The 26,077-nt window shown below is 57.2% G+C and carries 26 protein-coding genes; 13 read left to right on the forward strand and 13 right to left on the reverse strand.

Going from position 1 to position 26,077, the window contains the following annotated elements; all coding sequences use genetic code 11:
• Positions 1 to 17: 17 nt before the first annotated feature.
• Together gdhA and ACSIPU_RS22565 are read right to left on the reverse strand one after the other, a co-directional pair.
• The gene (gene gdhA, locus ACSIPU_RS22560) at positions 18 to 1,361 is read right to left on the reverse strand and encodes an NADP-specific glutamate dehydrogenase (RefSeq protein ID WP_004101304.1); all 1,344 of its coding nucleotides are present in this window, start codon (positions 1,359 to 1,361) and stop codon (positions 18 to 20) included.
• A 182-nt stretch (positions 1,362 to 1,543) separates the two neighbouring features.
• The gene (locus ACSIPU_RS22565; RefSeq protein ID WP_023320747.1) at positions 1,544 to 1,954 is read right to left on the reverse strand and encodes a pyrimidine (deoxy)nucleoside triphosphate diphosphatase; all 411 of its coding nucleotides are present in this window, start codon (positions 1,952 to 1,954) and stop codon (positions 1,544 to 1,546) included.
• 86 nt (positions 1,955 to 2,040) lie between these two features.
• On the opposite strand from ACSIPU_RS22565, the gene ACSIPU_RS22570 reads away from it, so the two are divergent.
• The gene (locus tag ACSIPU_RS22570) at positions 2,041 to 2,658 is read left to right on the forward strand and encodes a CDP-alcohol phosphatidyltransferase family protein (protein WP_017146086.1); all 618 of its coding nucleotides are present in this window, start codon (positions 2,041 to 2,043) and stop codon (positions 2,656 to 2,658) included.
• Between the two features lie 369 nt (positions 2,659 to 3,027).
• On the opposite strand, the gene ACSIPU_RS22575 is transcribed toward ACSIPU_RS22570, so the two are convergent.
• From ACSIPU_RS22575 to xthA, 9 genes are all read right to left on the reverse strand, one after another.
• On the reverse strand, positions 3,028 to 3,255 hold the full coding sequence (locus ACSIPU_RS22575; RefSeq protein ID WP_017146085.1) for a hypothetical protein: 228 nt from the start codon (positions 3,253 to 3,255) through the stop codon (positions 3,028 to 3,030).
• A 57-nt stretch (positions 3,256 to 3,312) separates the two neighbouring features.
• Positions 3,313 to 4,608 carry a rhodanese-like domain-containing protein gene (locus tag ACSIPU_RS22580; protein ID WP_023320748.1) on the reverse strand — a complete coding sequence of 432 codons (1,296 nt, stop codon included), beginning with the start codon at positions 4,606 to 4,608 and terminating at the stop codon, positions 3,313 to 3,315.
• 78 nt (positions 4,609 to 4,686) lie between these two features.
• Entirely contained in the window at positions 4,687 to 5,319 is a 633-nt protein-coding gene (locus ACSIPU_RS22585; protein ID WP_016808491.1) for an ATP-binding cassette domain-containing protein, read from the reverse strand.
• Positions 5,319 to 6,854, reverse strand: coding sequence for an ABC transporter permease subunit (locus ACSIPU_RS22590; protein WP_196558129.1), 1,536 nt, complete (start codon positions 6,852 to 6,854; stop codon positions 5,319 to 5,321). The genes ACSIPU_RS22585 and ACSIPU_RS22590 overlap by 1 nt, the downstream gene beginning before the upstream one ends.
• Entirely contained in the window at positions 6,827 to 7,987 is a 1,161-nt protein-coding gene (locus ACSIPU_RS22595; protein ID WP_196558128.1) for an ABC transporter substrate-binding protein, read from the reverse strand. The genes ACSIPU_RS22590 and ACSIPU_RS22595 overlap by 28 nt, the downstream gene beginning before the upstream one ends.
• 9 nt (positions 7,988 to 7,996) lie before the next feature.
• Complete coding sequence (locus tag ACSIPU_RS22600) at positions 7,997 to 8,548, reverse strand: carboxymuconolactone decarboxylase family protein (protein ID WP_004112333.1); 552 nt, start codon at positions 8,546 to 8,548, stop codon at positions 7,997 to 7,999.
• Positions 8,545 to 9,243: a TVP38/TMEM64 family protein gene (locus ACSIPU_RS22605; RefSeq protein ID WP_032728110.1), complete on the reverse strand. Its 699-nt coding sequence runs from the start codon at positions 9,241 to 9,243 to the stop codon at positions 8,545 to 8,547. Before ACSIPU_RS22605 ends, ACSIPU_RS22600 begins: the two co-directional genes overlap by 4 nt.
• Complete coding sequence (locus tag ACSIPU_RS22610; protein ID WP_016808494.1) at positions 9,233 to 9,895, reverse strand: TVP38/TMEM64 family protein; 663 nt, start codon at positions 9,893 to 9,895, stop codon at positions 9,233 to 9,235. The genes ACSIPU_RS22605 and ACSIPU_RS22610 overlap by 11 nt, the downstream gene beginning before the upstream one ends.
• Before the next feature lie 183 nt (positions 9,896 to 10,078).
• Positions 10,079 to 10,885, reverse strand: coding sequence for an exodeoxyribonuclease III (xthA, locus tag ACSIPU_RS22615; RefSeq protein ID WP_196558127.1), 807 nt, complete (start codon positions 10,883 to 10,885; stop codon positions 10,079 to 10,081).
• A gap of 444 nt (positions 10,886 to 11,329) precedes the next feature.
• Here xthA and astC point away from each other — a divergent pair, with 444 nt between their 5' ends.
• The 8 genes from astC (at position 11,330) to ACSIPU_RS22655 (ending at position 20,991) form a co-directional block, all read left to right on the forward strand.
• The gene (astC, locus tag ACSIPU_RS22620) at positions 11,330 to 12,550 is read left to right on the forward strand and encodes a succinylornithine/acetylornithine transaminase (RefSeq protein ID WP_004112342.1); all 1,221 of its coding nucleotides are present in this window, start codon (positions 11,330 to 11,332) and stop codon (positions 12,548 to 12,550) included.
• Positions 12,547 to 13,581 carry an arginine N-succinyltransferase gene (gene astA, locus ACSIPU_RS22625; protein ID WP_016808497.1) on the forward strand — a complete coding sequence of 345 codons (1,035 nt, stop codon included), beginning with the start codon at positions 12,547 to 12,549 and terminating at the stop codon, positions 13,579 to 13,581. Before astC ends, astA begins: the two co-directional genes overlap by 4 nt.
• A complete protein-coding gene (astD, locus tag ACSIPU_RS22630) occupies positions 13,578 to 15,056 on the forward strand; it encodes a succinylglutamate-semialdehyde dehydrogenase (protein WP_196558126.1) in 1,479 nt (492 codons plus the stop codon). Before astA ends, astD begins: the two co-directional genes overlap by 4 nt.
• A complete protein-coding gene (gene astB, locus ACSIPU_RS22635; RefSeq protein WP_016808499.1) occupies positions 15,053 to 16,378 on the forward strand; it encodes an N-succinylarginine dihydrolase in 1,326 nt (441 codons plus the stop codon). Before astD ends, astB begins: the two co-directional genes overlap by 4 nt.
• A 9-nt stretch (positions 16,379 to 16,387) precedes the next feature.
• Positions 16,388 to 17,350 carry a succinylglutamate desuccinylase gene (gene astE / locus ACSIPU_RS22640; RefSeq protein ID WP_196558124.1) on the forward strand — a complete coding sequence of 321 codons (963 nt, stop codon included), beginning with the start codon at positions 16,388 to 16,390 and terminating at the stop codon, positions 17,348 to 17,350.
• A gap of 352 nt (positions 17,351 to 17,702) precedes the next feature.
• Entirely contained in the window at positions 17,703 to 18,185 is a 483-nt protein-coding gene (gene spy, locus ACSIPU_RS22645; protein WP_049593240.1) for an ATP-independent periplasmic protein-refolding chaperone Spy, read from the forward strand.
• Between the two features lie 216 nt (positions 18,186 to 18,401).
• The gene (locus tag ACSIPU_RS22650) at positions 18,402 to 18,944 is read left to right on the forward strand and encodes a LemA family protein (protein WP_435322273.1); all 543 of its coding nucleotides are present in this window, start codon (positions 18,402 to 18,404) and stop codon (positions 18,942 to 18,944) included.
• 4 nt (positions 18,945 to 18,948) lie between these two features.
• A complete protein-coding gene (locus tag ACSIPU_RS22655; RefSeq protein ID WP_196558123.1) occupies positions 18,949 to 20,991 on the forward strand; it encodes a DUF2207 domain-containing protein in 2,043 nt (680 codons plus the stop codon).
• Between the two features lie 181 nt (positions 20,992 to 21,172).
• On the opposite strand, the gene cho is transcribed toward ACSIPU_RS22655, so the two are convergent.
• A complete protein-coding gene (gene cho / locus ACSIPU_RS22660; protein WP_004101337.1) occupies positions 21,173 to 22,033 on the reverse strand; it encodes an excinuclease Cho in 861 nt (286 codons plus the stop codon).
• 103 nt (positions 22,034 to 22,136) lie between these two features.
• Positions 22,137 to 22,964 carry an ammonia-dependent NAD(+) synthetase gene (nadE, locus tag ACSIPU_RS22665; protein ID WP_004101338.1) on the reverse strand — a complete coding sequence of 276 codons (828 nt, stop codon included), beginning with the start codon at positions 22,962 to 22,964 and terminating at the stop codon, positions 22,137 to 22,139.
• A 230-nt stretch (positions 22,965 to 23,194) separates the two neighbouring features.
• Between nadE and osmE the strand changes: the two genes are divergently transcribed.
• The 4 genes from osmE to chbA all read left to right on the forward strand — a co-directional run bounded on the left by osmE (position 23,195) and on the right by chbA (position 26,069).
• The gene (gene osmE, locus ACSIPU_RS22670) at positions 23,195 to 23,533 is read left to right on the forward strand and encodes an osmotically-inducible lipoprotein OsmE (protein WP_004101339.1); all 339 of its coding nucleotides are present in this window, start codon (positions 23,195 to 23,197) and stop codon (positions 23,531 to 23,533) included.
• A 286-nt stretch (positions 23,534 to 23,819) separates the two neighbouring features.
• A complete protein-coding gene (gene chbB / locus ACSIPU_RS22675; protein ID WP_004101340.1) occupies positions 23,820 to 24,140 on the forward strand; it encodes a PTS N,N'-diacetylchitobiose transporter subunit IIB in 321 nt (106 codons plus the stop codon).
• 168 nt (positions 24,141 to 24,308) lie between these two features.
• A complete protein-coding gene (chbC, locus tag ACSIPU_RS22680) occupies positions 24,309 to 25,667 on the forward strand; it encodes a PTS N,N'-diacetylchitobiose transporter subunit IIC (RefSeq protein WP_004101341.1) in 1,359 nt (452 codons plus the stop codon).
• 54 nt (positions 25,668 to 25,721) lie between these two features.
• The gene (chbA, locus tag ACSIPU_RS22685; protein ID WP_004101342.1) at positions 25,722 to 26,069 is read left to right on the forward strand and encodes a PTS N,N'-diacetylchitobiose transporter subunit IIA; all 348 of its coding nucleotides are present in this window, start codon (positions 25,722 to 25,724) and stop codon (positions 26,067 to 26,069) included.
• Positions 26,070 to 26,077 lie beyond the last annotated feature (8 nt).

Here is a 26,077-nt window from a genome sequence, read left to right on the forward strand (position 1 = left end):
TCATTCAGCGAGTGGGCTTAAATCACACCCTGAGCCAGCATAGCGTCAGCAACCTTCACGAAACCGGCGATATTGGCGCCGCGCACGTAGTTGGTCTGCTTCGCTTCGCCGCCGTACTGCACGCAGGCGTGGTGAATATCCAGCATGATGTGGTGCAGACGCGCATCCACTTTTTCCGCTTTCCAGCCCATGCGCGCGGCGTTCTGCGCCATTTCCAGGCCGGAGGTGGCGACGCCGCCGGCGTTCGCGGCTTTACCCGGCGCGAACAGTACGCCCGCTTCAAGGAACAGATCGGTGGCGGCGATGGTGGTTGGCATATTGGCGCCTTCCGCTACGGCCTTCACGCCGTTAGCGATCAACTGACGGGCGGCATCGACGTCCAGCTCGTTCTGCGTCGCGCACGGCAGCGCGATATCCACCGGTACGGACCACGGCTGTTTGCCTTCCAGATAGGTCAGGCCAAACTCGCGCGCGTAATCCGCTACGCGGCCATGGCAACGCTCTTTAATGTCGATCAGGCGCGCCAGTTTTTCTTTGGTGAAGCCTGCCTCGTCGACGACGGTGCCGTTAGAGTCGGACGCTGTAATCACCCGCGCGCCAAGCTCCATCGCTTTCTCGATGGCGTACTGCGCCACGTTGCCAGAGCCGGAAACCGCCACGCGAGCGCCTTCAAAGCCCAAACCGTGGCGCTTAAGCATCGCTTCGGTGAAGTAAATCAGGCCATAGCCGGTGGCTTCCGGACGAATCAGGCTGCCGCCGAAGGAGAGACCTTTGCCGGTAAATACGCAGGCGCTGTTGTTAGAGAGCTTACGCATCATCCCGGCCATAAAGCCGACTTCACGACCGCCTACGCCGATATCACCGGCAGGCACGTCGGTATCCGGCCCCAGATGACGATACAGTTCGGTCATCAGCGCCTGGCAGAAACGCATGACTTCGCCGTCGCTCTTGCCTTTAGGATCGAAATCGCTGCCGCCTTTACCGCCGCCCATAGGCAGGGTGGTCAGGGCGTTTTTGAAGGTTTGTTCAAAGCCAAGGAATTTCAGAATCGACAGGTTTACGGAGGGGTGAAAACGCATACCGCCCTTGTACGGGCCGATGGCGGAGTTGAACTGCACGCGCCATGCGCGGTTAACCTGAACCTGGTTACGGTCATCAACCCAAACGACGCGGAACTGGATAGCACGCTCCGGTTCAACCAGACGTTCCAGCAAATTCATCTGGCGATAGCGCGGATTTTCCTCAAGGAAGGGCCACAGGGTGGTCATCACCTCGCGGACGGCCTGAGCAAATTCAGTTTGATTTGGATCGCGCTGTTGAACGCGGGCGAGAAAACCTTCCAGAGTGCACGTCTGATCCATAGATATAATTTCCCCTTATGGTTGTGGTTGCGTCTATTTATTATGATTCGGCCCTTGAAAAAGCCGATTTTCCGACTATACCACCGGGAATCGTTAGGTAAGCAAGGAAAAATTGTTCGGAAAGCAAAATTTATAATCAGGCATGGGTCATAATCAAAAACGATGACCGCTGCCTGACAGAATTAGCGGGAGAGGAGATCGGCGCGCTGGGCGATAAAGGCTTCCAGCAGGGGGATGTCCGCTGGCGCAAGGTTGAAGCTAAAGGCCTCCTGCGGGGAACACCAGCGCAGCTGACTGTGATAGCGGGCGATGGGTTCGCCGCTAAAATGAGGGACCCACCAGGCGTGAAGATGAATCAGGCGAGCGGAAATTTCGCGCCGATGGCTGGCGATATAGCATCCCGGGCTGGCGTCGATCTCCAGCTCTTCCCGGAGCTCGCGGGCCAGCGCCTCGGCCTGGGTTTCGCCGGGTTCGACTTTACCGCCGGCAAATTCCCACATCCCCGGCTGATCCGCGTGGGGAGGGCGCTGCGCCAGCAAAATTTGCCCGTTGCGTTCGATAATGGCGGCAACAACATCAAAAGTTTTTAGCATGTGAATCATCGTTCTGTACGAAAGAAACGCCTATTATCACCGCCCTGGTACTCTGCAAACAACCCTGAATCCGCTGGAGAAACTTCGTGCTTGATCGTTATCTGCATCCGCGTTTGAAACCTGCCCTCAACGCCACCGCCGCTCTGCTGGATCGTCCAGCCGTTTCTCCCGACGGTCTGACCCTGCTTGGCTTTGCAATTGGCGTACTGGCGCTGCCGTTTTTAGCCCTGGGCTGGTATCAGGCGGCGCTGGCGGCGATAGTGCTTAACCGCCTGCTGGACGGCCTCGACGGCGCACTGGCCCGGCGACGCGGATTGACCGATGCGGGCGGTTTTCTCGATATTTCCCTCGATTTTCTGTTTTACGCCCTGGTGCCGTTTGGCTTTATTCTGGCCGACCCGGCGAGCAACGCGCTGGCGGGCGGCTGGCTGCTGTTCGCGTTTATCGGTACCGGCAGCAGCTTTCTCGCCTTTGCCGCGCTGGCGACAAAGCATCAGATCGCCAATCCGGGCTACGCCCACAAATCGTTTTACTATCTTGGCGGACTGACGGAAGGGACGGAAACCATCGCGCTGTTTGTGCTGAGCTGTCTGTTCCCTGCGTGGTTTGCCTGGCTGGCGTGGATTTTTGGCGCGCTGTGCTGGCTGACGACCTTTACGCGGGTGTGGAGCGGATACCTGACCCTGAAGCAGGTAAAAGAGTGATGAGCAGGTTTTGTGCCGGGCGGCGGCTGACGGGTTCAGTGCCGTCTGCGGGCCGGTAGCCCGGACAGATGCGCAGCATCGCCTCCGGGAAACTCTGTCACTCTGCGCGCGGCTCCCGGGGGCGGCGCTTAACGCGCCTTGCCCGGGCTACGGGTTTACAGCCCGTCTGCGGGCCGGTAGCCCGGACAGATGCGCCGCATCGCCTCCGGGAAACTCTGCCACTCTGCGCTCTGCTCCCGGGGGCGGCGCTTAACGCGCCTTGCCCGGACTACGGGTTCTGACGACCTTGGCACAGGTGCCTGAGTCTAAGAAAAAATCAGCGCCACCCAAAAAATAACAGCCTTGGTGGTACGGCGAATCAGGAGTGAATTAGTTTGTAAGGCTGGCCAGAACCAGGCCAAAACCCACCCCAGCGCTGAGAATTAGTGTCAGGATCGCATTGCGCCATACGCGCCAGTGTTTGCCGAAAGTATCGGGATCGGATTTGTGTTTATGCCAGGTTTGCCATGCAACGGCGACAGTAGCCACAATGGGCAAACCCACCATAAATGTCAGAATAAGATTTTCGATATATTCGGTATTAATGGTCAATTTCATCGTCCTTTATCATTAACGTGCCGGGCAAATCCATCGCCCGGCATCAAAGCCGCGATATCACTCCGGCTTGCGATCGCCAGTCGCAATCGGATTTTTCGGATCGCTGCTCCACTCGTACCAGCCGCCGTCGTAGACCGAGACGTTGTTCCAGCCCATCGCCCTGGCGTACATAAACGTTTCTGAGGCGCGCCATCCGGTGCCGCAGTAAAAAGAGACCTGCTGGCTCGGCAGAATATTCCATGATTTCCACATCGCGGCGATATCATCAGCGCTACGCATGGTGCCGTCCGGATTATGGAAATCCTCCATATGGGTGGAATCGCTTCCGGCATGACCCCAGCGAGCCCCGGCAATTTCGCCCTTCGGCTTGATATAGCTGTAGCCGCTGGTGGTACCGATAAACTCCGGCCAGGAACGGATGCTGACCAGCGAAGCATCCTGACGATGCAGCAGGGCGCGAGCCTGCTCGGTATTGAGCATCAGCTGCGGCTGGCCCGGGATGGGGGCGCCAAAATCCGGTTCAGGTTTCTGTTCTGGCGGCGTTCCGCGCTCAACCGGCAGACCGGCATCGGACCAGGTCTTCCAGCCGCCGTCGAGCAGGCGCACATCCTTCACGCCGGCGTAGAGCATAATCTGCGCCACGCGGGCGGCGGCATACACGTCGCGACCGTACAAAATTACCGTGGTGTCATGGCGAATGCCGTGTTTTGCCAGCATCGCTTTTAGCTGCGCGTCGGACACTTTATTCCATAGCGGTTCGCTCTCCACCTCGTTAGTGTCGATATAACCGGCGCCCGGAATATGGCTCAGCAGATAAAACTTCGGCGCGCCCCAGGCGGCTTCAAAAACTTTCCATTCACCGGCAGGCGCGGCGGTAACCGGCTCGCCGCGCTGGAGGTCGTGCAGCCACTGCGGATATACCAGCTGTTCAAAATGCGGCAGCTTTTGCAGGCGACCTGCCTGGCTCAGGGCATCGCCGAGGGAGCTGAGATGAGTGAAACCAGCAGCCTGAAGGCGCGCCGCGACTTTCGCGTTGTCTTCGGCGTTGCCGTATAGCGCAATTGGCGTAGAGGTCTGCAGATTGTGCAGCTTAGCCCAGGCGCTCAGCTGTTCGTCGTTCATCGCGCCAAGCCAGCTGGCTGACAGGTTAAGCGCCTGCGGTTCATGACCCTGAGGCCCGTTAGCGCTTTGCGGCCAGCCGTTATAGAAAGCGCTGAGACGCGTATCAATAGCGACGCCGTTCTGCTGTTGCAGCGTGGAGAGCGTTAGCGTTGGCATGGATTCAGCGGCGGAGGTGGAAGCAGCAAGCCCCATCAGGAGGGCGAGTGCGGTCAATTGAGAAACACGTTTCATCGAAATGCCCGACAGTAGAAAATTGAGCGGCAATTCTCGGCGTTCTCAGCGGAAAAATCCTTGCGATAGCGCAGGCTTTCATTGCCACTGGCTCATATGTAAACAGCGCCCGCCGACGGGAGAGTCCTGGCGATCGTGCGTCACCAGCAGCGCCGGAATGGCCAGCCGCGCCAGTTCGTCGAATACCCAGCGGCGAAAATCGGCGCGCAGCTCAATGTCGAGGCGATTAAAGGGCTCATCAAGCAGCAGCGCCCGCGGTCGGGCCAGCAGGGCGCGCATCAGGCTGACCCGCGCCCGCTGGCCGCCGGAAAGGGTGGCCGGATCGCGGCTGTAGAAACCCTCCAGACCGGCGCGCTCCAGCGCCTGTTCTACCTGCGGTTTGCGCTGGGAACGCTGGACGTCAGCGGGCAGCGCCAGCCGCAGATTTTGTCCGACGCTGAAGTGGTCAAACAGCAGCGCGTCCTGGAACAGGATGCCGATACGCCGCCGCTCGGTGGGTAAACTGTCGCAGCGCTGATTATCCAGCCACAGCTCCCCTGCGGCGCGGAAATCTTCCGCCAGCGCGCCCACCATCCAGGCGAACAACGTCGATTTGCCGCTGCCGGAGGGGCCCATCAACGTCAATATCTCGCCCGCTGCAACCGAAAAATCGACGTCGCGCAGCAGCGGCTGCCCGTTGAGTCTGAGAGTCAGGTTTTTGACGATCAACATTAGCGTAATCCTTGTCGATAGCGGCCAATCGGCCAGGCCAGCAGAGCGGTGAGAGCAAAGAATACCGCCGGTAGCAGCAACTGCCACAGCGCCTGCGCGGCGAGGGTGGCGATATCGCCGCCGCTGCTCAGCGCCACGGCTTCGCTGGTCAGCGTTGGGATCCGCCCGCCTCCCAGCCATAACGTCGGTAGATATTGCGCAATGCTTACCGAAAAGCCCACCGCCAGCGCCGTCAGCAGCGGACGCGTCAGGGCAGGTAAGGTGACCAGCCAGAAGATACGCCCCTGATGCCAGCCGAGGGTTCGGGCAACCAACTCCGCGCGCGGATCGGCCGCGCGACGCGCGGGATGCAGAATAAACAGCATCCATGGTACCACCCATAGCAGATGGCCCCATAAAACGGTAAGCCACTCGCCGTCCTGCCACGTATACAGCGCCAGCTGATATTGCCCGTCCACCAGCGGCAGCGCCGGTAAAATTAGCGGCAGCCAGATCCAGCCGCCGAAGCGGGAAGGGCCAAGCTCCAGCCACAGCAGGCAAACGACCGCGCCGAGAAGCGCAGAGCAGAGACCGAGCCACAGACTGTTGCCGATGCTATCGCCGAGCGGAGCACGACTCTGCGCCGTCGCCGCCAGCAGCAGCGCGCAGAGCACGCCACACAGCGGCAGGAGAATCGCGAAGCTTTTCCCGATGAGCGCCCGCGGCTGCGGGCGGCGGATCCCCTGAACCGGTGGGATCCACCGCCGCCAGACGCGCCAGGCTCCCCATGCCAGCAGCGCCATCATGACGAGCGTCAGCAGTAATACCAGGCTGGCAAGGGCCCCTTTGGCCTGCTGTTGTTCATCGCCCTGGCTCAACCATTGCCAGGCCAGCACCGCCAGCGTCGGCGGGTTGCCCGGCCCAATTACCAGCGCGACATCAACCGCCGAAAGGCTCCAGGCGGCGGTCGCCAGCAGCGCGATCGCCAGCGCTGGCAGCAGGGCGGGTAGCACAAGCCACTTCAGGCACTGCCAGCGGCCGTAGCCGAGGCTTTTTAATACCGTTGCCTGTCCCGCCAGCCGTTTCTCACCTAACAGGCCGTAAACCACCCACAACAGAAATGCGCTCTCTTTGACCGCCATCGTCAGACCCAGGCCAATGCCGTAGCGGTCAACTGGCGGAATGAAAAAGGGCAGCAGGCGAGAGAGCCAGCCGCCTTCAGCAAATAGCAGCAGGGCGGCGGTAGCGAAGGCGACATGGGGTACCGCCAGCAGCAGCGGCAGCCTGGCTGCCAGCCGGCGCCAACCGCTTGATGGCCAGAGTGCGGCAACAACCGAGAGCGTGATGATCAGCGCGCCGCCAACCGAGAGCAGGGTTGAGACGAGAGTCGCCGCCAGCGCCTGCCAGAACTGCGGATCGGCAACCAGCGACTGCCAAAGCGTCAGGCGCAGCGCCGGAAGCGTCATCAGAGAAACGGCCGGCAGCAGCGGGAGATAGATCAGCGCGACGGCGGCCCAGGCCAGCAGCCTTAGTGCGTGCCGTAGCGGCGCAGCCATTCCTGCTCCAGCGCTTCTACCCAGGCCGAGTGCGGTTCTCCCAGCATTGGCGGCAAATCCTGCGGCACAACGGCGTTGAAGGACTGGCGCTCATCGGCCGTTAACTTCGCCGGATCCAGCACGCTGGGGTCGCCCCACACCGCCGGGTCGGCCTTGCGCAGCTGCGCCTGCGGTGAGAGCAGGAAATTGGCGACAACTTTCGCCCCTGCCGTCGCGCGGGCGTTAACCGGGATCGCCACAAAGTGGACGTTGCCGAGCATCCCCTGGCTAAAACCGAAGCCGTAGCTGTCTTTCGGCAGCTCGCCGCTGGCCGCTTTTTGCTGCGCGTGCAGCGGGTTGAAGGTGATTGACAGCCTGAGGACACCGTTCGTCAGCATGGTATCCATACGGGCGGGCGAAGCCGGGAAGTCGCGGCCCTCGCGCCATAGCAGAGGGTGAAGCTGGTCAAGGTATTGCCACAGCGGCGCGGTCGCGGCGGCGAAGTTGGCCTCTTGCGGCGGCTGACGCAGGGCGTCAGGATCTGGGGTCAGCGTCAGCAGCAGCTGTTCGAGAAAGGCGGTACCGGTAAAATCCGGCGGCCGCGGATAGGTAACGCTACCGGGGTGCGCGGCGGCGAAAGCCAGCAGCGCCTGCGGATCGTTGGGCGCGTCGGGCGTTTGCGAACGGCGGGCGATAAAAGTGAGCTGCGCGCCGCCCCACGGCGACTCCGCCCCGTCGGTAGGAATGGAGAAATCTTCGCGCACCGGCTTTTGCGTATCGACAAAGCGCCAGTTGGGCAGGGTTTCCGCCCACTGGGTTTGCAGCAGATTTGCGCTTTTCAGGGTGCGGAAATTCTCGCCGTTAACCCACAGCAGGTCGATAGAACCGCCAGAACTGCGTCCGACGCGGGCTTCGCTTTGAATGCGCTTTACCGCGTCGGCGGCATCGGCGATATGCACGATGCGCAGATCGATGGCATAGTCGCGCTTCACCTCTTCGCTGACCCAGTCGAGATAGCGGTTAACCGCCGGATCGCCACCCCAGGCGTTAAACCACACCGTCTGGCCGCGAGCCTCTTGTTGCGTGGATTGCCAGTTGGCGCTGGCGGACAGCGGAGAAAGCAACAGCAAAGCGAAGACCAACAAACTACGCATAACCACTCCTTATGGTTTCGAATCGGTGGGAAGCTGGCATAACCCCTGGGCGGGGATCGCCATCGCCGAATTAAAGCGCGCTGACAGGTTTTGTAACCCGATCAGCGCCGTGAGTTCGGTCAGCGCTTGAGCATCAAACTGTCCCGCCAGCTTATCGCGCAGCGCGTCGTCGACGGCTGGAGGCGTCATGCTGGCCGCTTCGGCATACTCCAGCGCCAGCCGCTCGCGTTCGCTGAATAGCGCGCTATCTCGCCATCCGGCTACAGCAAGGAGTTTATCGCTGCCGCCGCTGCGCTCCGCCAGCTTCATGCTGGTGATATCAATACAAAACTCGCACAAACACAACTGCGCGATGCGGGCGCTGACCAGCGAACGCAGCACCGGCTCGAGGGGCGAGCGTTTGCGTTCCAGATAACCGACGAACATCGACACCAGATAAAAGACCAGCGGAATGCGGCCCCACCAGCGAATAGGGCTCAGCACCTCGCCGTAGTGGCGGCGATGCAGCCAGGCCTGCGGGCGCAGAATCAGGGGAATTGACTTCAGGGGGGGTAAGCTCATCGTGAACGCCTCTTTTGTTGTTCAAGATAGAGTGCTTTCGCGACGACCACCAGGATCGCCAGCGCAAACAGGATCGATAAACCGGTTACCAGCCAGAATGTACCGCCCGTCAGCAGGCTGCCGGTCCATGAGTAGACTATCGTGGCGGGCAACTGGCCCAGACCGGTAGCCAGCATAAAATGGCGAAAGCGTATTGAGGTCAGTCCGGCTGCGTAACTTACCGGATCAAAAGGTACAAAGGGCAGCAGGCGGCAAACCAGGATGGTGTGTTTACCGTAGCGGGTAAAAAAGCCATCCATACTCTGCAATACGCTTTTGCCGGTCAGCTTTTCCACCGCTTCGCGGCCAAATACTCTGGCGATGAAAAAACACAGCGCCGCCCCGGCCATGGCGCTCACCCACGATAGCGCGCCGCCCCAGAAGGCGCCGAACAGGGAAGCGTTAGCGAAGGTGATGAGAAAAGCGGGAAGCGGGGCGATAATCGCCTGCAGAATCATCAGCGCAAAGGAGACCAGGGCCGCCTGCGGCCCCCAGGAGTCGATAAACTGCTCAATAGCCAGCTGATCGAGCGTGGCAAAGGCGGCGAGGCTGCGCTGCATAAACCCATTGACGCCGGGGATCAGCCACCACGCCAGCAGCCCCGCCAGCAGCGTAGCGCCAATGATTATCCGGTAGATCGCCTGGCTATTTTTCATCGTTGATTCGCCACCGTTGCGTGTCGATCCGCCGATAGCGGGCATATCTTTTGGCTGCCTGAATCAGGACAAATAACACCAGCCCGGCAAGCGTTAGCTTTAGCACAAAAAGGGAGGTGATACCGTCGCGGATAAGTTCGCTGGCCATCAGCGTATAAATAAATATGCCGGGCAAGGTGGTTATGGCGGAAATAAAGGTAAACGACCAGAATGAAATAGCCGTGAGGCCATAGGCGTAATTCTGGATATTATAGGGAAACAGCGGGACTAACCGGGTCAGAATTAAAAAATCGCAGCCGCTACGCTCAATGCCTCTTTCAATTGCCTGGAATATCGCCGTCTCTCCGAAGTATTTAAGCAGCAGCTCGCGGCCCAGCCAACGGGCGAGCAGGAACGACAGGGAGGAGGCGACCGTCGCCGCCAGCAGCGATAGCAAGGTTCCCGTCAGCGGGCCAAAAAGTACACCGCCGGCAATGACCAGCGCACTGCCCGGAATCAAAAACAGGGTAGCGATAATAAACAGCAAGATATAGAGCGCATACCCGAAGCCACCGCTTTGGCGGATAATTTCGCGCAGATGGTGGAAATGAGTGACCAGCTCGGCAAAACCCGACTGCTGGATAATACAGGCGAAAATGCTCAGGATGACCACAACAGAAAGCAGCTTATACTCTGCTTTATGACGGCTTCTTTTGCATTGGGTTCTCCTGTCTTATGCGGGCGGTCAAAAGTGCGCGCGACAGTATAATAGTTTGCCGACGTTCACAATCTATTACGGCGGCTTTTTTGATATGGCTCAGGCTCTCCGGGCGGGAGAGCCTGACAGAGGGCATCATCAGACTTTAAAGGTGGCCCATACCGGGGCATGGTCGGAGGGTTTTTCCATGCTGCGAATTTCGTAGTCGATGCCGGTCTCGATACAGCGCTGCGCCAGCGGGTGGCTGGCCAGCAGCAGGTCGATACGCAGCCCGCGGTTATCGTCAAAGCCCTTAGAGCGATAGTCGAACCATGAGAAATGTTCGTTGTCCTGCGGGTTCGCATGGCGGTACGTATCCACCAGGCCCCAGCCCAGCAGGCGCTCCATCCATTCGCGCTCTTCCGGCAGGAATGAACATTTGCCGGTACGCAGCCAGCGCTTGCGATTCTCTTCGCCGATGCCGATATCAAGATCGGTAGGGCTGATGTTCATATCGCCCATAATCAGCACCGGATTCTCTTTATTCAGTTCGGTATCAAGGTAGTTCTGCAGATTCTGATAAAAGGCCGCTTTCGCCGGGAATTTGGTTTCATGATCCCGGCTTTCGCCCTGCGGGAAATAGCCGTTGATTACCGTCACGTTACCAAACGGAGACGGGATTTCCGCCATGATAATGCGGCGCTGGGCCTCTTCACCATCGTTGGGGAAGCCGCGGCGCACCGAGATCGGCGTCTCTTTGGTCAGCAGCGCGACGCCGTAATGGCCTTTCTGCCCGTGATAAAAGACGTTATAGCCCAGCTTTGCCACCTCTTCGAGAGGAAACATATCGTCGTGAACTTTGGTTTCCTGGAGGCCGATGACGTCGGGCTGGTGTTTGTCGATGATGGCGGCCAGCTGATGCGGGCGGGCACGCAGGCCGTTGATATTAAAAGAGACAAATTTCATAGTCGCTGCCACTGTGCAAGGTGAATAGTGCAGGGATGGTAGCAGAAATTCGCCGGGCTGGCTGCGCAAAGGCGCTTTATTCTGCCGATTGCAGCGGTTGGTAGCCTGTTTGCACAAAGTGTGCACCATTCTGGAACGCGCTGCGCCAAAAAAGGGCGATTATTGCCGATAAATTTCGTCAAGGATCACAATTACAGAATTATATCTTACCCCTGCATAATCTTTCTTTTTATTCCACTGCTAAAGCCTCTTTTAGTATTTTTATTCACTTTTTATGCATTTTATGTGAATAGCGGTCTTTCGTAACTTATTGATATTTCGTTGACGACCTCGATTTATGCATTTTTACCTCTGGCTGGCACGAACCGTGCAATCTACATTTACAGCGTAATAACCATATTCATTAACATTATTTAAACTTTTTGTTTACCGGAAGAGGTCGATATGTCTCAGTCAATTACGCGTAGCAACTTTGATGAATGGATGATGCCTGTATACGCGCCAGCGGCTTTTATTCCGGTACGCGGCGAAGGGTCACGCCTGTGGGATCAGCAGGGGAAGGAGTATATCGATTTTGCCGGCGGCATTGCGGTTAATGCCCTAGGCCATGCGCACCCGCAGCTGGTTAAGGCGCTGACCGAACAGGCGGAGAAATTCTGGCATACCGGCAACGGCTATACCAATGAGCCGGTACTACGTCTGGCTAAGCAGCTCATTGACGCCACTTTTGCTGACCGGGTCTTTTTCTGTAACTCGGGGGCTGAAGCCAACGAAGCGGCGCTAAAACTGGCGCGCAAATATGCCCACGATCGTTTCGGCAGTGAGAAAAGCGGCATCGTGGCATTCAAGAATGCCTTCCATGGCCGCACGCTGTTTACCGTTTCTGCGGGCGGTCAGCCGGCCTATTCACAGGATTTTGCGCCGCTGCCGCCGCAGATTCAGCACGCTATCTTTAACGACCTCGACTCGGCAAAGGCGCTGATCGACGACAATACCTGCGCAGTGATCGTTGAACCGATGCAGGGGGAAGGCGGCGTCGTACCAGCGGATGTGGAATTCCTGCGCGGCCTGCGTGAGCTGTGCGATGCGCACAATGCGCTGCTGATTTTCGATGAAGTCCAGACCGGCGTCGGCCGTACCGGGGAGCTGTACGCCTATATGCACTATGGCGTGACGCCGGACGTGCTTTCCACCGCGAAAGCGCTGGGCGGCGGTTTCCCGATCGGCGCGCTGCTGGCAACGGAACGCTGCGCCAGCGTAATGACCGTGGGTACTCATGGCACCACCTACGGCGGCAACCCGCTGGCCTGCGCGGTGGCGGGGGAAGTCTTTGCCATCGTCAACACGCGTGAGGTTCTCAACGGCGTTAAGCAGCGCCATCAGTGGTTTAGCGAACGGCTCAACGCCATCAACGCCCGGTACGGCCTGTTTAAAGAGGTTCGCGGTCTGGGGCTGCTTATTGGCTGCGTGCTGAAAGATGAATATGCCGGCAAGGCGAAAAACATCAGCAACCTGGCGGCGGAGGAAGGGCTAATGATGCTGATTGCCGGCGCCAATGTGTTGCGCTTCGCACCGGCACTGATTATCAGCGAAGACGAAGTCAATAGCGGCCTGGATCGCTTCGAGCTGGCCTGCAAACGCTTTCTCTCGGGGGTCTCATCATGATGGTGATCCGTCCAGTCGAAAAAGGTGACCTGCCGGGGTTAATGACGCTGGCAGGCGAAACCGGCGGCGGCCTGACATCGCTGCCGGCCGATGAGGCCACGCTGGCCGCGCGCATTGAACGTTCACAGATGACCTGGCGCGGCGAGCTGCCGAAAAGCGAACAGGGGTATGTGTTCGTTCTGGAGGATTGCACCAGCGGCGCGGTGGCGGGAATTTGCGCCATTGAGGTGGCCGTAGGGCTTAACGACCCCTGGTACAACTATCGCGTCGGTACGCAGGTCCACGCATCGAAAGAGCTAAACGTCTATAACGCCCTGCCGACGCTGTTTCTCAGTAACGACCATACCGGCAGCAGCGAACTGTGTACCCTGTTCCTTGATCCAAAATGGCGAAAAGAGGGCAACGGCTATCTGCTGTCGAAATCGCGTTTTCTGTTTATGGCCGCCTTTCGTGAACGCTTCAACGATAAGGTCGTGGCGGAAATGCGCGGCGTAATTGATGAGCACGGCTACTCGCCGTTCTGGGAGAGTCTCGGGAAACGCTTCTTCGCGATGGAGTTTTCCCGCGCCGACTATCTGTGCGGCACCGGGCAAAAAGCGTTTATCGCCGCGCTGATGCCGAAGCACCCGCTGTATATCGACTTCTTAAGCGATGAAGCGCGGGCGGTTATCGGCGAGGTTCATCCGCAAACCGCCCCGGCCCGCGCGGTGCTGGAAAAAGAGGGATTCCGCTATCTCAACTACGTCGATATTTTCGACGGCGGTCCGACGCTGGAATGCGAAATTGACCGGGTGCGGGCCATCCGCAAAAGTCGGCTGGTTACCGTCGTTGAAGGCGAACCCGAGGCGGGAGAGTGGCCGCCATGCCTGATCGCCAATGAACAGTACCAGCACTTTCGCGCCATGCTCGTTCACGCGGACCCGGATAGCGACCGCCTGGTGCTAAGCGCGCGTGAGTTAGATGCCCTGAAATGCCATTCCGGTGAACAAATTCGCCTGGTTCGCCTGTGCCCTGAGGAGAAAAAATCATGAGTTTATGGATCAATGGCGACTGGCAAAGCGGTCGCGGCCCGGCCCGACAAAAACATAACCCGGTAAGCCAGGCGCTACTGTGGCAGGGACGGGATGCCGATGCTGAGCAGGTTGCGCTGGCGGTCAGCGCGGCGCGGCGGGCATTCCCCGCGTGGGCGCGCCAGCCGTTTGCCGCCCGCAAAGCGATAGCAGAAAAGTTTGCTGCTTTACTTGACGTGAACAAAGCTGAATTAACCGCCATTATTGCTCAGGAGACCGGCAAACCGCGCTGGGAAGCGGCGACGGAAATCACCGCGATGATCAACAAAATCGCGATTTCAGTAAACGCTTACCATAGTCGTACGGGGGAAGCGCAAACCGCACTGGCCGACGGCGCAGCCACTCTGCGTCACCGGCCGCACGGCGTACTGGCGGTGTTTGGTCCCTACAATTTTCCCGGACATTTACCAAACGGACATATTGTTCCGGCGCTGCTGGCGGGCAATACCGTGGTGTTCAAACCCAGCGAGCTGACCCCACAGAGCGGCGAAGCGGTGGTAAGGCTTTGGGCAGAAGCCGGCCTGCCGCCCGGAGTGCTTAACCTGCTTCAGGGCGGTCGGGAGACCGGCGAAGCGCTGAGCGGTCAGTCAGATATCGACGGTCTGCTGTTTACCGGCAGTTCTGCCACCGGCTTTCAGCTCCATCGCCAGCTTGCCGGCCAGCCGGAAAAAATACTCGCTCTTGAGATGGGCGGCAACAATCCGCTGATCGTCGATGAACCGCAGGATATCGATGCCGCCGTTCATCTCACCATTCAGTCGGCATTTATTACTGCAGGCCAGCGCTGTACCTGCGCGCGTCGGCTGTTGGTGAAGCGTGGTGAGGCTGGCGATGCGTTTCTTCGCCGTCTTGTGACAGTGTCACAAAAACTTATTCCTGACGCCTGGGATGCAGAGCCGCAGCCTTTCCTCGGGGGACTGATTTCAGCGCAGGCGGCGCAGAAAGTGCATCAGGCCTGGCTGACACACGTCTCCAACGGCGGCCAAACGCTGCTGGAGCCGCGTCTGCTACAGGCCGAAACGTCGCTGCTGACGCCGGGTATTATCGACATGAGCGAGGTCGCGCAGGTGGCCGATGAAGAGGTTTTTGGCCCACTGCTCTGCGTCTGGCGTTACGACCATTTCGATGAGGCGATTGCGCTTGCTAACGCGACCCGCTTCGGGCTTTCCTGCGGGCTGATCTCCGCCGAACGCGAGAAGTTCGACCAGCTGCTGCTGGAGGCGCGCGCCGGTATCGTGAACTGGAATAAACCGCTCACCGGCGCCGCCAGCACCGCGCCGTTTGGCGGGACCGGTGCTTCCGGTAACCATCGGCCGGGGGCCTGGTACGCCGCGGATTATTGCGCCTGGCCGATGGCCAGCCTGGAATCGCCGGAGCTGTCGCTCCCGGTCGCGCTCAGCCCGGGTCTGGATTTTGGCCAGGAGAGCTCACAATGAACGCCTGGGAAGTGAACTTTGACGGGCTGCCGGGCCTGACCCATCACTATGCGGGATTATCTTTCGGCAACGAGGCTTCGACCAAACACCGCTATCGGGTGTCAAATCCGCAGCTGGCGGCAAAGCAGGGGCTGAAAAAAATGAAAGCCCTGGCGGATGCGGGCTATCCGCAGGGGATCATCCCGCCGCAGGAGCGGCCAAACATCCCCCTGTTGCGCCAGATTGGCTTTAGCGGTAGCGATGAGCAGGTGCTGGAAAAAGCGTCGCGTCAGGCGCCGGAGCTCCTCTCGGCGGCCAGTTCAGCCTCATCAATGTGGGTGGCCAACGCCGCTACGGTCTCGCCATCGGCGGATTCGCTGGACGGCCGGGTGCATCTGACCGTCGCCAACCTCAATGATAAATTCCACCGCGCCAGCGAAGCGCCTACCACCGAGGCTTTGCTGAAGGCGATTTTCCCTGATGAGCAGCGGTTTGCCGTACACGGCGCGCTACCCCAGGCCTCGCTGTTCGGTGATGAAGGGGCGGCAAACCATAACCGTCTCGGCGGCGACTACGGCGCCCCTGGCGTGCAGCTGTTTATTTACGGTCGTCAGCAGGGTGGGGAAGAGAGCCCGCAGCGCTACCCGGCGCGGCAGACGCTGGAGGCCAGCCAGGCCGTTGCCCGCCTCAACCAGGTCAACCCACGGCAAGTGATTTTCGCCCGTCAAAACCCGGCGGTGATTGATAAGGGCGTATTTCATAACGATGTGATTGCGGTAAGCAATCAGCAGGTGCTGTTTTGCCACGAGCAGGCGTTTGTCGATCAGCCGCAGCTCCTGCAGCAGCTGACGGAGCGGGTTGCTGGTTTTACGCCGCTTGTGGTGCCGACGGGTCAGGTATCGGTAGAAGAGGCGGTGGCGACCTATCTGTTCAACAGCCAGCTGCTGAGCAAACGCGAGGGCGGAATGCGGCTGATTCTGCCGCTGGAAGCGCAGGAGCATCCGGGCGTCTGGCGTTATCTGAACCGGCTGGTGGAGGGCGATAACCCGATTGATGAGCTTCAGGTTTACGACCTGCGCGAGAGCATGGCCAACGGCGGCGGCCCGGCCTGCCTGCGTCTTCGGGTGGTGCTGACTGAGAACGAGCGACGAGCGGTGAATCCGGCGGTCATGATCGACGACGCGCTGTTCGCCACTTTGAATGATTGGGTAGACCGCTACTATCGCGATCGCCTGACCCAGGCCGACCTTGCAGATCCGCAGCTGCTGCGCGAAGGTCGCGAAGCGCTCGACCGCCTGACGCAAATCCTGCGCCTCGGCTCCGTATATCCGTTTCAGCAATAAGGAGATGTCGTGGACGACTTTCTGGCATTAACGCTGGCTGGGCGTTTGCCCCACCATTTTCATGGCCAAACGGCGCACTTCCGCTGGCACTGGATTGACTGCGGTATACTGCAGCTCATTCCCCATGAGCCCTGCGAGCGCTCGCTGGTATTGTCCGCCGGGATCCATGGTAACGAAACCGCGCCGGTCGAAATCACGGATTTACTGCTGCGTCAGTTGTTCAGCGGGGAGTTGCCGTTACGCTGGCGGTTGCTGGTGGTCTTCGGCAATCCTTCGGCGCTGAGGGCCAATAAACGCTATCTGCACAGCGATATTAATCGAATGTTTGGTGAGCGCTGGCGGGCTTTCAGCGTCAGCGATGAAACCGCTCGCGCCCGGCAACTGGAGCATGCGCTGGCGCGCTTTTATGCGCCGGGTAGCGGTGAGCGCTGGCACCTGGATTTACATACCGCTATTCGCGGATCGCTGCATACGCGCTTTGGCGTCCTGCCAGCGCGCGATAAGCCGTGGGATGAAGCATTCCTGGGCTGGTTGGGGGCGGCTGGCCTGGAAGCGCTGGTCTTTCATCAGCAGCCGGGCGACACCTTTACCCATTTCAGTAGCGAACGTTTCTGCGCGCACTCCTGCACGCTGGAGCTGGGAAAAGCGCTTCCTTTTGGCGACAACGATCTCAGCCAGTTTGCCGCGACGCAGCGCGCGCTGGCGCGTCTGCTGGCCGGCGAGAGGGCGTTGGCTACCGGTGATTCGCCGCTGCGCTACAGAGTGGTGCAGCAAATTACCCGCAGCAGCGACAAATTTCAGCTGCATATGTCGGCGCAGACGCTAAACTTCACCCCCTTTTCTGCCGGGACGCTGCTGGCTGAAGATGGCGAAACCCGCTATGTCGCGGCTAAGGAGCCAGAATATGTGCTGTTTCCCAACCCCGACGTAGCTTTTGGCCAGCGAGCCGGGCTGATGCTCGAACGCTTCTGAATATGCTGTCGCCCCGGTGGGCGATGGCATTTATTTTGCCGGCTGTTTTTTCCTTTAGATCTTAATTTTTTGTGCGCTATCGGATGATTGCGGATTATTCCTGGATAAATGCTTTGTTTTTAATCTGCGCTGGTTTATAGTCTTCATAATTTCTCGATAAAACAGCCTGTTAATTATTTTTTCTTGCAATTATCTCCCCATAATCCTTATTTTCTCCATAATTGGTCAGAAACTGTTTCTTATACTTTCAATGTTTTACGCTTGCTCTGACTAATTGACGATAAACGTCGTAAAGTTAATCTCGTCAACACGGCAACGCGCCGTAAGAATAACGCAAAGTAAGGATTGAACGATGAAAAAGATTACAGCTCTGTTTGTTGCCTCTACTCTGGCTCTTGGCGCGGCTAACCTGGCTCACGCGGCTGATACTCCGGCAACCTCAGGCGAGACCGCGCCGATGATGCATCATAAGCGCGGCCCGGCGGGCCCACATGAAATGATGTTTAAAGGTCTGAACCTGACCGACGCGCAGAAAACGCAAATTCGCGACATCATGAAGAGCCAGCGCGACAATATGAAGCGTCCGTCCCTGGATGAGCGCCGCGCGATGCATGAACTGGTTGCCAGCGATACCTTCGATAAGGCAAAAGCGGAAGCGCAGATTGATAAAATGGAAGCCCAGCATAAAGAAATGGCGCTGGCTCGACTGGAAACTCAGAACAAGATTTACAACATTCTGACCCCGGAACAGAAAAAACAGTTCAATGCTAATTTTGAGAAGCATCTGACAGATCGTAAAGCGCCGGAAGGTAAAATGCCTGCACCAGCTGAATAATTCAGCGCGCTGACTTAAGACCGCCGGTCTTGCCCAAGAATGCCAACAGGCTTTGGGCAGGGCCGGCGGTTTTTTTATCTGCGGCGGGGCAACGGCAAAACGCCGATGAAACCTGATTTACCCGACAGGGGCGAATATGCGAGGATGAGGCTTCAACCGTTATCATGGGCGCAGTCACCCTGACTCTGCTGCCCGCTATCGCTTCGGATTTTGCATATGGAAATGTATATCGGCCTCGCCGTCCTCGTTGTCGTCCTCGTCTGGGTTATCATGACCTATAACCGCTTTATCTCCCTGCGTCGTTTCAAAGACGAGGCCTGGAGCGGCATCGCTGTGCAGCTTAAGCGCCGCCACGATCTGGCGCCCAATCTACTGAGTCTGGTGAAACGCTACGCACAGCACGAAAAGGAATTGCTGGAAGAGCTGGGCCGCCAGCGTAGCGTACTGGTCGGCAGCACCAAACAGATAGCCGACAGCGAACGCCACTATTCCGCTACGCTGGGACGTATTTTCGCGCTCGGCGAAGCCTGGCCGGAACTCAAAGCCAGCGACAACTTCCTCTCATTACAGCAATCGCTTAATGAAATAGAAGAGCAGCTGCAGATGGCTCGCCGCTACTTCAACGGTACGGTGCGCGATTTGAATATTCTGGTCGAGTCTTTCCCCAGCCTGCTGCTGGCGCGACTATTTAAATTTAAAGCACAAGCTTTCTTTGAACTGGACTCACCGGAAGAAGCTCAATCTCCACGGATGGAGTGATTAAATGCTCTGTATAACTCTGCGGGTAGTGCGCGCGTTCGTATTGCTGTTGCTGCTGCCTGCCAGCGCAGCATTCTCCGCAAACAACCCGATTATTATTAGAGATGCTTCTCAACTCCCCGCTGGCGCTATTCCGGCGTATGAACATATCCTCTCTTTTGATTCCCGGGCGCGCTTTAGCCCGAACGGCAGCATGGCGATTGAGGAGAATATCAAGGTACTTGCCCTGGGGAAGGAGATTCGGCGAGGGATTTTGCGCACGCTTCCCCTCACGTGGAACCGCCAGGATGGCAAAATCTTCCGTGTTGACTATACGATCGAATCGGTGTCGCGCGATGGCATCTCTGAGCCATTTAGCCTTGATGAGGCAGCAAAAAGCCTGACGATACGTATCGGCAGCGGCGAAAAGATATTAAAACCAGGGATCTATCACTATCGGATTCGCTATCAAATCAGCAACCATTTCAGCCGATTTCCCCAGTGGGATGAACTGTACTGGAACGTGACGGGCAATGGCTGGGCCTGGCCAATTAGCAAGGCCAGCTTTAGCCTGACGCTACCGGATAGCGCCGCAAATCTCAACGCTGACGCCAAAGATGCCAGGCTGCGCTCAATTGATGTTTATACAGGGATCGCAGGCACGAAAGAGCACAACGCAACGATTCTGCCCGACGGTAGCGTGCGCACTCTGCGTCCGCTGGCAAAGGGGGAGGGGCTGACGGTTGTTTATACCTGGCCGCGGGAGATACTTGCCCGCGCTCCGGCGCCGGAGGCCGCTTCGCCGCTGGTGCATCTACTTTTCCCCAACCTGAAAACCTGGGTGATATGGCTGCCGCTGCTGTTCATGCTCGTTTATTATCTGCTCTGGTGGCGGAAAAACGTCACCCAGGCCGGGTTGAGAATGCCGCCTGTTGTGCCGCTCTTTTCGCTGCCTGCCTCCATGTCGCCAGGCCACCTGCGTTTTATTACCCGGCGTAAATATGACGATGTGGCTTTTAGCAGCGATTTATTAGCGCTGGTCGCGAAACGCGGGATGACGCTGACGAGCGACAAAAATCCATCCCGCAGCCCGTGGCGATTAAATTCCGGCATCAAACAACGGCTGACCCGCCTCCCCGTTGAGGGGAACAGACGGTTAAACAGAGACGATCTCCAGCTATTAAGCACCCTATTTAAAGGCAAACAGAAAAATATCGATCTCAGTAAGGCCCATCAGCGGTCAGTGCAGAGTGCGCGTAAACGTCAGGAGACGCGTTGTGAAGAACAGCGGGCTAAACTCTTTCGTAAATGGGGGCAACCGCTGCGGCGCTGCATCTACATTGCGCTGCTTGTTCCGGTAGCGTGCGGTCTTTGGGTTAATGCGGAGGCCGCGCTGCTGACGATACCGGCCGCGGTTTTTATGCTGATCGGCGGTTCGCTGCTGGCTTTTTTCTTGCGGTTTCTTTGTCATCCTCGGGAGATGTGGCGCGACTGGGGCCCCGCCCCGGTACTGTTTTGTGCCTCTTTTGGTATTTTAGCGATGCTCGGCGGAAGCAATTTTCTGTTGGGAATGTTGCCCATAACCCAACTTCCCGCCGGATATATTGGCGCGCTGCTGATGGCGTTCGCCCTGTGCGTTTTTGTTGGCTGGAAAACGCCTCGTTATACGCAGCGCGGGTTGGATGAGCTGGCAGTCGCCAAAGGACTGAAGCTGTATCTTGGCACCGCTGAAAAGAACCGCTATCAGATTATTTACCCGCCTGCGCAGATGATCTCCCATTTTGAAGAACTACTGCCCGTAGCGTTGGCGCTTGGCGTGGGGAAAACCTGGGCGAACACCTTTGCCCACTATCTGAGTAGTACTGGCGCTCTGTCGGAAGCGTTTGCCGGTGCTGGCTGGGAAAGCGTGCATCATTTCAGCGAGTTCTGTCGAACCTCCTCTATATCCTCGCCGACCAGCGGTTCAGGGGGCGGTTCATCATCGGGTTCAGGCTATAGCGGTTCCGGCTCTTCCGGTGGCGGTTCATCCGGCGGCGGCTCAGGCGGAGGCGGCGGCGGAGGCTGGTAATTAAGGGAGACGCCCCGATAACCTACTGCGGGATCTGATGCTGGCATCGTGCGTTTCCCGGCAGGTCTTACCGGACTGACGGGAAACGCGTATGGCAGCAGTTTTTAAACCGGGCAAGGCCATATCACCAGGGAATGCGATATGATCTGTTCGTCAGGACAGAGGTGGCCCACGGTCAGTTTTACAGCGGATGCAGCTTATAGCGGCCGCTAAGCAGCGGTTTACACAGTATTTTATAACCATCATGGTCAAATTTTGCCGCCAGGCGCGTGAGCGATGAGGCCTGCGACAGGGATTCTACGGCGCCCAGCCATAGCCAGTTTTGAATAATATGGTACTGCGTCATATCCTCGCTGCGCTCTTCCAGCGCGATCGCCCCGGCCCATGGCCAGCATACCAGCTGCATTTTTTGCATATTTTCCACCAAACGCTGCTGGTGCGCTTCAACGCTCTCCTTCCCGCAGCAGGCTCCTGCACAGCGGCCCAGCGCCGAACGAAAGCAGGCGCGCCCGCGGTTGAGCGGCTCGAGTCCCATTAATCCATAACAAAGGCGATGCTCGTCGGCAATTTTTTGCAGCGCCTGCAGCGCGGCGCGGCGATTGGCAAAAAGGCCATAGAGATCGCTTTGTTGCGAGAAATCCAGCTCGCTGGCGTAAACCACCTGCGGTCGGGCGTCAGCCAGGCGCAATGAGCACAGCTGCCGGTTTTGCCGCAGACGTTTATTAAACAGGGGCTGCTGTTCCTTAATGAGCTGCGCTTCTAACAGGAGTGCGCCGAGCTCGCCCGCCGTCCGTTGCCAGGTGATGCGTCGTGACTGGCGCAGCATAGCCGCTTCGTCGGGGGTGCGCAGATGCGACAACACCCGGCTGCGGATATTAACGCTTTTGCCGATATAGAGCGGCAGGGTATCGCTTTCGCCGTGAAACAGATATACCCCCGGCTGCCTGGGCAGAGCCTCAAGCCACGGACGCAGATGTTCGGGATACTCATAGATTGCCGCCGCTTCAAATTCGAGACGCGGGGCGGATTGCCTTCTTGCCACTATTGCTCCTGGTGCTGTTTATTTATCCAGTATAGCAGGGGAAGAGCGGAGCGAAAAGGACAATAAATCACCCCAACCGGAGTCGGGGCGAGGGAGGGATGGGTTATTTTTTCCAGAAGTCGTCGAAGACGGTGATTGGCGGGCGGCGTTTGTGCTCGGTTTTCAGATACCAGCCTTCGATCGTTTTCGCGACTTTCTCGTCCAGCGTTTTACCTTCCAGATAGTCGTCGATGTTCTCGTAGGTCACGCCCAGCGCCACTTCGTCCGGCAGGGAGGGGCGGTCGTCCTCAAGATCGGCGGTCGGCAGTTTTTTATACAGGTGCTCCGGACACCCCAGATGGGCCAAAAGCTGTTTGCCCTGACGTTTGTTGAGGCGGAAAAGAGGGTTGATGTCTGTGCCGCCGTCGCCGTATTTAGTGAAAAAACCAGTAATAGCCTCCGCCGCATGATCGGTACCTACCACCACGCCGTGGGTCATCCCGGCGATGCTGTACTGCGCTTTCATGCGTTCGCGGGCTTTTTCGTTGCCGCGAACAAAGTCGCTAAGCTCAATGCCGGCTTCGCGCAGCGCCTGTTCACTGGCCAGCACGGCGCCCTTAATATTGACCGTTAATACACGGTCCGGCTGAATAAAAGCGATGGCGTCCTGACAGTCCTGCTCGTCTGCCTGCACGCCGTACGGCAAGCGAACGGCGATAAACTGCAGGCTGTCGTCACCGGTTTCGGCGCGTAGCTCATTGATTGCCTGCTGGCAGAGCTTACCGGCAAGCGTGGAGTCCTGGCCGCCGCTGATGCCGAGGACCAGTGATTTAATAAAAGGGTATTTCTGCAGATAGGACTTCAAAAAGTCTATGCTGCAGCGTATTTCGGCTTCGACATCGATCTGGGGTTTAGCGCCCAGCGCCTGAATAATCTCTTGTTGTAGCGTCATCGCGCCCTCCGGAAAGTGAATCTGTATGGCAATCAGCAGAGGTTTAACCTACCTCTTTGACGGTAAAACGACAAGGATCACAATTTTGAGTGTAGCAAAAGCAGGCAACCTCAACGGAACGGGCTTTATTATTGGAAAGATCTTAATTTCGCTTCATTTCCACCTTCGGCTTGAAAAATAACGATATTTATTCCAGGCTTATTTACACGCCAAAAAAAAGAGGATGGAATATGAACAAGCATTTTGCAGGATTTCTGGGCGCAGCAGCTGTATTAACCATGCTGGCAGGGTGTACGGCCTATGACCGTACTAAAGATCAGTTCACCCAGCCGGTGGTTAAAGACGTTAAAAAAGGCATGACCCGCGCGCAGGTTGCGCAAATTGCTGGTAAACCTTCATCAGAAGTGACGATGATCCACGCACGCGGTACCTGTCAGACATACATCCTGGGTCAACGCGATGGTAAAATTGAAACCTACTTCGTCGCGCTGGATGAAACCGGCCGTGTGATGAATTCTGGTTATCAGACCTGCGCTGAATACGATACCGACCCGCGCAACAGTAAGTAACATCCCGCCATAGTGCTGATTCCTACGAAAGCCCGACCATTGGTCGGGCTTTTTTATGAGCGCTGATGCTTATTTAATTGCGCGAATTATTTGAGGGAAATGTGAGGGCAGTCAAAACGCGAGGTCAATGAGAGACAATTCTGTTCAAGGAGGAATTATCCTGCCGATGAACGATGCCGTATACTCAATGCATAAACAATACTAATTCAAAGAAACATCTCTTACCGCCTCTCCGGCATCAACGATGCGCTCAGGAGACCCGGTCACACAAATTGAGGAAGCGTTCATGGAAAAGAAACATATCTACCTGTTCTGTTCTGCTGGGATGTCTACATCACTGCTGGTCTCGAAAATGCGTGCTCAGGCCGAGAAGTATGAAGTGCCGGTTATTATTGAAGCATTTCCCGAGACTCTGGCCGGTGAAAAAGGACCTGATGCTGATGTCGTATTATTAGGCCCACAGATTTCCTATATGCTGCCGGACATTCAACGTTTACTACCAAATAAACCCGTAGAAGTTATTGATTCCGTGCTGTACGGTAAGATCGATGGTTTAGGTGTTCTGAAAGCGGCCGTTGCGGCCATTAAGAAAGCTGCTGCGCAATAATTTATATTTTAAAACTCGACATATTTCGGATGGCAATGGTTAAAATTTCGTGAGGGTGTGTTTTAACTGTTTGCTGTCCGAAATACCCTGAGTTTATTTTCCCGTCAAAGAGTAATTTCATCTATCATTGCCGCAATAATTACATTGCGGCCTTAAAGGGTATTTATTATGAGTAAAGTGATTGATTCGCTTGAAAAGGTACTCCTTCCGTTTGCGATCAGAATAGGAAGGCAACCTCACGTCAATGCAATTAAAAACGGCTTTATTAAGTTAATGCCATTGACGTTAGCCGGGGCCATGTTTGTTTTAATTAATAACGTATTTTTGAGCTTTGGCGACGGTTCATTCTTTTATTCAATGGGCATTCGTCTGGATGCCTCGACAATCGAAACACTGAACGGTTTTAAAGCTATCGGCGGCAACGTTTATAACGGTACGCTAGGTATTATGTCGCTGATGGCGCCTTTCTTTATTGGTTCGGCTTTAGCTGAAGAGCGTAAAGTTGACCCAATGGCGGCCGGGTTGCTGGCGGTTGCGGCATTTATGACCGTTACGCCTTATAGCGTCGGGGAAGCCTACGCCGTTGGCGCGAATTGGTTAGGCGGTGCCAACATTATTTCTGGTATCGTAATCGGTCTGGTCGTTGCCGAGATGTTCACCTTTATCGTTCATCGCAACTGGGTGATTACGCTGCCGTCCAGCGTGCCGGCTTCGGTCTCCCGTTCATTCTCAGCGGTTATCCCGGCCTTTATTATCCTGTCTATTATGGGGATTATCTCCTGGGCGCTGACCCACTGGGGAACGAACTTCCACCAGATCATCATGGACACTATCTCCACGCCGCTGGCCTCAATGGGTGCCGTGGTAGGCTGGGCATACGTTATTTTCACCTCGCTGCTGTGGTTCTTCGGCGTACACGGGTCGCTGGCGCTGTCGGCGCTCGATAGCGGCATTATGACGCCATGGGCACTGGAAAACATCGCAACCTATCAGCAGTACGGCTCCGTTGAAGCCGCGCTGGCGGCGGGTAAGAGCTTCCATATGTGGGCCAAGCCGATGCTTGATTCCTACATTTTCCTCGGTGGTACCGGCGCGACGCTGGGCTTGATCATCGCCATCTTTATCGCTTCCCGCCGCGAGGATCATCGTCAGGTGGCGAAACTGGCGCTGCCGTCCGGCATCTTCCAGATTAACGAGCCTATCCTTTTCGGTCTGCCGATTATCATGAACCCGGTGATGTTTATTCCGTTCATTCTGATTCAGCCTCTGCTGGCGGCCATCACCATGACGGCGTATACCCTGGGCATCATCCCGCCGATTACCAACATCGCTCCGTGGACTATGCCGACCGGTTTAGGCGCCTTCTTTAACACTAACGGTAGCGTCGCAGCTCTGCTGCTGGCCCTGTTCAACCTTGCCGTATCGACCCTGGTCTACCTGCCGTTTGTGGTTATTTCCAACAAAGCGCAGGGCGTCATTGAGCAGGAAGAGAGCGAAGAAGATATCGCTAACGCACTGAAATTCTAATATCGAGCGGTACGGGAAGTTTCCCGTACCGTCTGGCAAATTAAGGGAGTCATTATGTTTGATCTGGATAACATCGCAGCAGAAGAGACCGCGGTAAACGACCTCGAAGAGGTGGTGATGGGGCTGATTATCAACTCCGGACAAGCGCGTAGTCTGGCTTATGCCGCGCTGAAGCAGGCAAAGCAGGGAGATTTTGCGGCGGCTAAAACCATGATGGAACAGTCGCGCATGGCGCTGAGCGAAGCGCATCTGGTGCAGACCCAGCTGATTGAGAGCGATGAGGGAGAAGGCAAAATGAAGGTGAGCCTGGTGCTGGTGCATGCGCAGGATCATCTGATGACCTCAATGCTGGCACGTGAGCTGGTTGCCGAATTGATTGAGCTGCACGAGAAGGTACAATAGGTCATCGA

This window comes from Klebsiella sp. HN106, from assembly GCF_051209435.1.
In the GTDB taxonomy this organism is placed as follows: Bacteria; Pseudomonadota; Gammaproteobacteria; order Enterobacterales; family Enterobacteriaceae; genus Klebsiella; species Klebsiella oxytoca.

Excerpts from the sequence above, each read along its gene's own strand:
- gdhA (WP_004101304.1), bottom strand. The coding sequence starts at position 1,361 with ATGGATCAGACGTGCACTCTGGAAGGTTTTCTCGCCCGCGTTCAACAG.
- ACSIPU_RS22565 (WP_023320747.1), bottom strand. The coding sequence starts at position 1,954 with ATGCTAAAAACTTTTGATGTTGTTGCCGCCATTATCGAACGCAACGGG.
- ACSIPU_RS22575 (WP_017146085.1), bottom strand. The coding sequence starts at position 3,255 with ATGAAATTGACCATTAATACCGAATATATCGAAAATCTTATTCTGACA.
- ACSIPU_RS22580 (WP_023320748.1), bottom strand. The coding sequence starts at position 4,608 with ATGAAACGTGTTTCTCAATTGACCGCACTCGCCCTCCTGATGGGGCTT.
- ACSIPU_RS22585 (WP_016808491.1), bottom strand. The coding sequence starts at position 5,319 with ATGTTGATCGTCAAAAACCTGACTCTCAGACTCAACGGGCAGCCGCTG.
- ACSIPU_RS22590 (WP_196558129.1), bottom strand. The coding sequence starts at position 6,854 with ATGGCTGCGCCGCTACGGCACGCACTAAGGCTGCTGGCCTGGGCCGCC.
- ACSIPU_RS22595 (WP_196558128.1), bottom strand. The coding sequence starts at position 7,987 with ATGCGTAGTTTGTTGGTCTTCGCTTTGCTGTTGCTTTCTCCGCTGTCC.
- ACSIPU_RS22600 (WP_004112333.1), bottom strand. The coding sequence starts at position 8,548 with ATGAGCTTACCCCCCCTGAAGTCAATTCCCCTGATTCTGCGCCCGCAG.
- ACSIPU_RS22605 (WP_032728110.1), bottom strand. The coding sequence starts at position 9,243 with ATGAAAAATAGCCAGGCGATCTACCGGATAATCATTGGCGCTACGCTG.
- xthA (WP_196558127.1), bottom strand. The coding sequence starts at position 10,885 with ATGAAATTTGTCTCTTTTAATATCAACGGCCTGCGTGCCCGCCCGCAT.
- astC (WP_004112342.1), top strand. The coding sequence starts at position 11,330 with ATGTCTCAGTCAATTACGCGTAGCAACTTTGATGAATGGATGATGCCT.
- astA (WP_016808497.1), top strand. The coding sequence starts at position 12,547 with ATGATGGTGATCCGTCCAGTCGAAAAAGGTGACCTGCCGGGGTTAATG.
- astD (WP_196558126.1), top strand. The coding sequence starts at position 13,578 with ATGAGTTTATGGATCAATGGCGACTGGCAAAGCGGTCGCGGCCCGGCC.
- astB (WP_016808499.1), top strand. The coding sequence starts at position 15,053 with ATGAACGCCTGGGAAGTGAACTTTGACGGGCTGCCGGGCCTGACCCAT.
- spy (WP_049593240.1), top strand. The coding sequence starts at position 17,703 with ATGAAAAAGATTACAGCTCTGTTTGTTGCCTCTACTCTGGCTCTTGGC.
- ACSIPU_RS22650 (WP_435322273.1), top strand. The coding sequence starts at position 18,402 with ATGGAAATGTATATCGGCCTCGCCGTCCTCGTTGTCGTCCTCGTCTGG.
- ACSIPU_RS22655 (WP_196558123.1), top strand. The coding sequence starts at position 18,949 with ATGCTCTGTATAACTCTGCGGGTAGTGCGCGCGTTCGTATTGCTGTTG.
- nadE (WP_004101338.1), bottom strand. The coding sequence starts at position 22,964 with ATGACGCTACAACAAGAGATTATTCAGGCGCTGGGCGCTAAACCCCAG.
- osmE (WP_004101339.1), top strand. The coding sequence starts at position 23,195 with ATGAACAAGCATTTTGCAGGATTTCTGGGCGCAGCAGCTGTATTAACC.
- chbB (WP_004101340.1), top strand. The coding sequence starts at position 23,820 with ATGGAAAAGAAACATATCTACCTGTTCTGTTCTGCTGGGATGTCTACA.
- chbC (WP_004101341.1), top strand. The coding sequence starts at position 24,309 with ATGAGTAAAGTGATTGATTCGCTTGAAAAGGTACTCCTTCCGTTTGCG.
- chbA (WP_004101342.1), top strand. The coding sequence starts at position 25,722 with ATGTTTGATCTGGATAACATCGCAGCAGAAGAGACCGCGGTAAACGAC.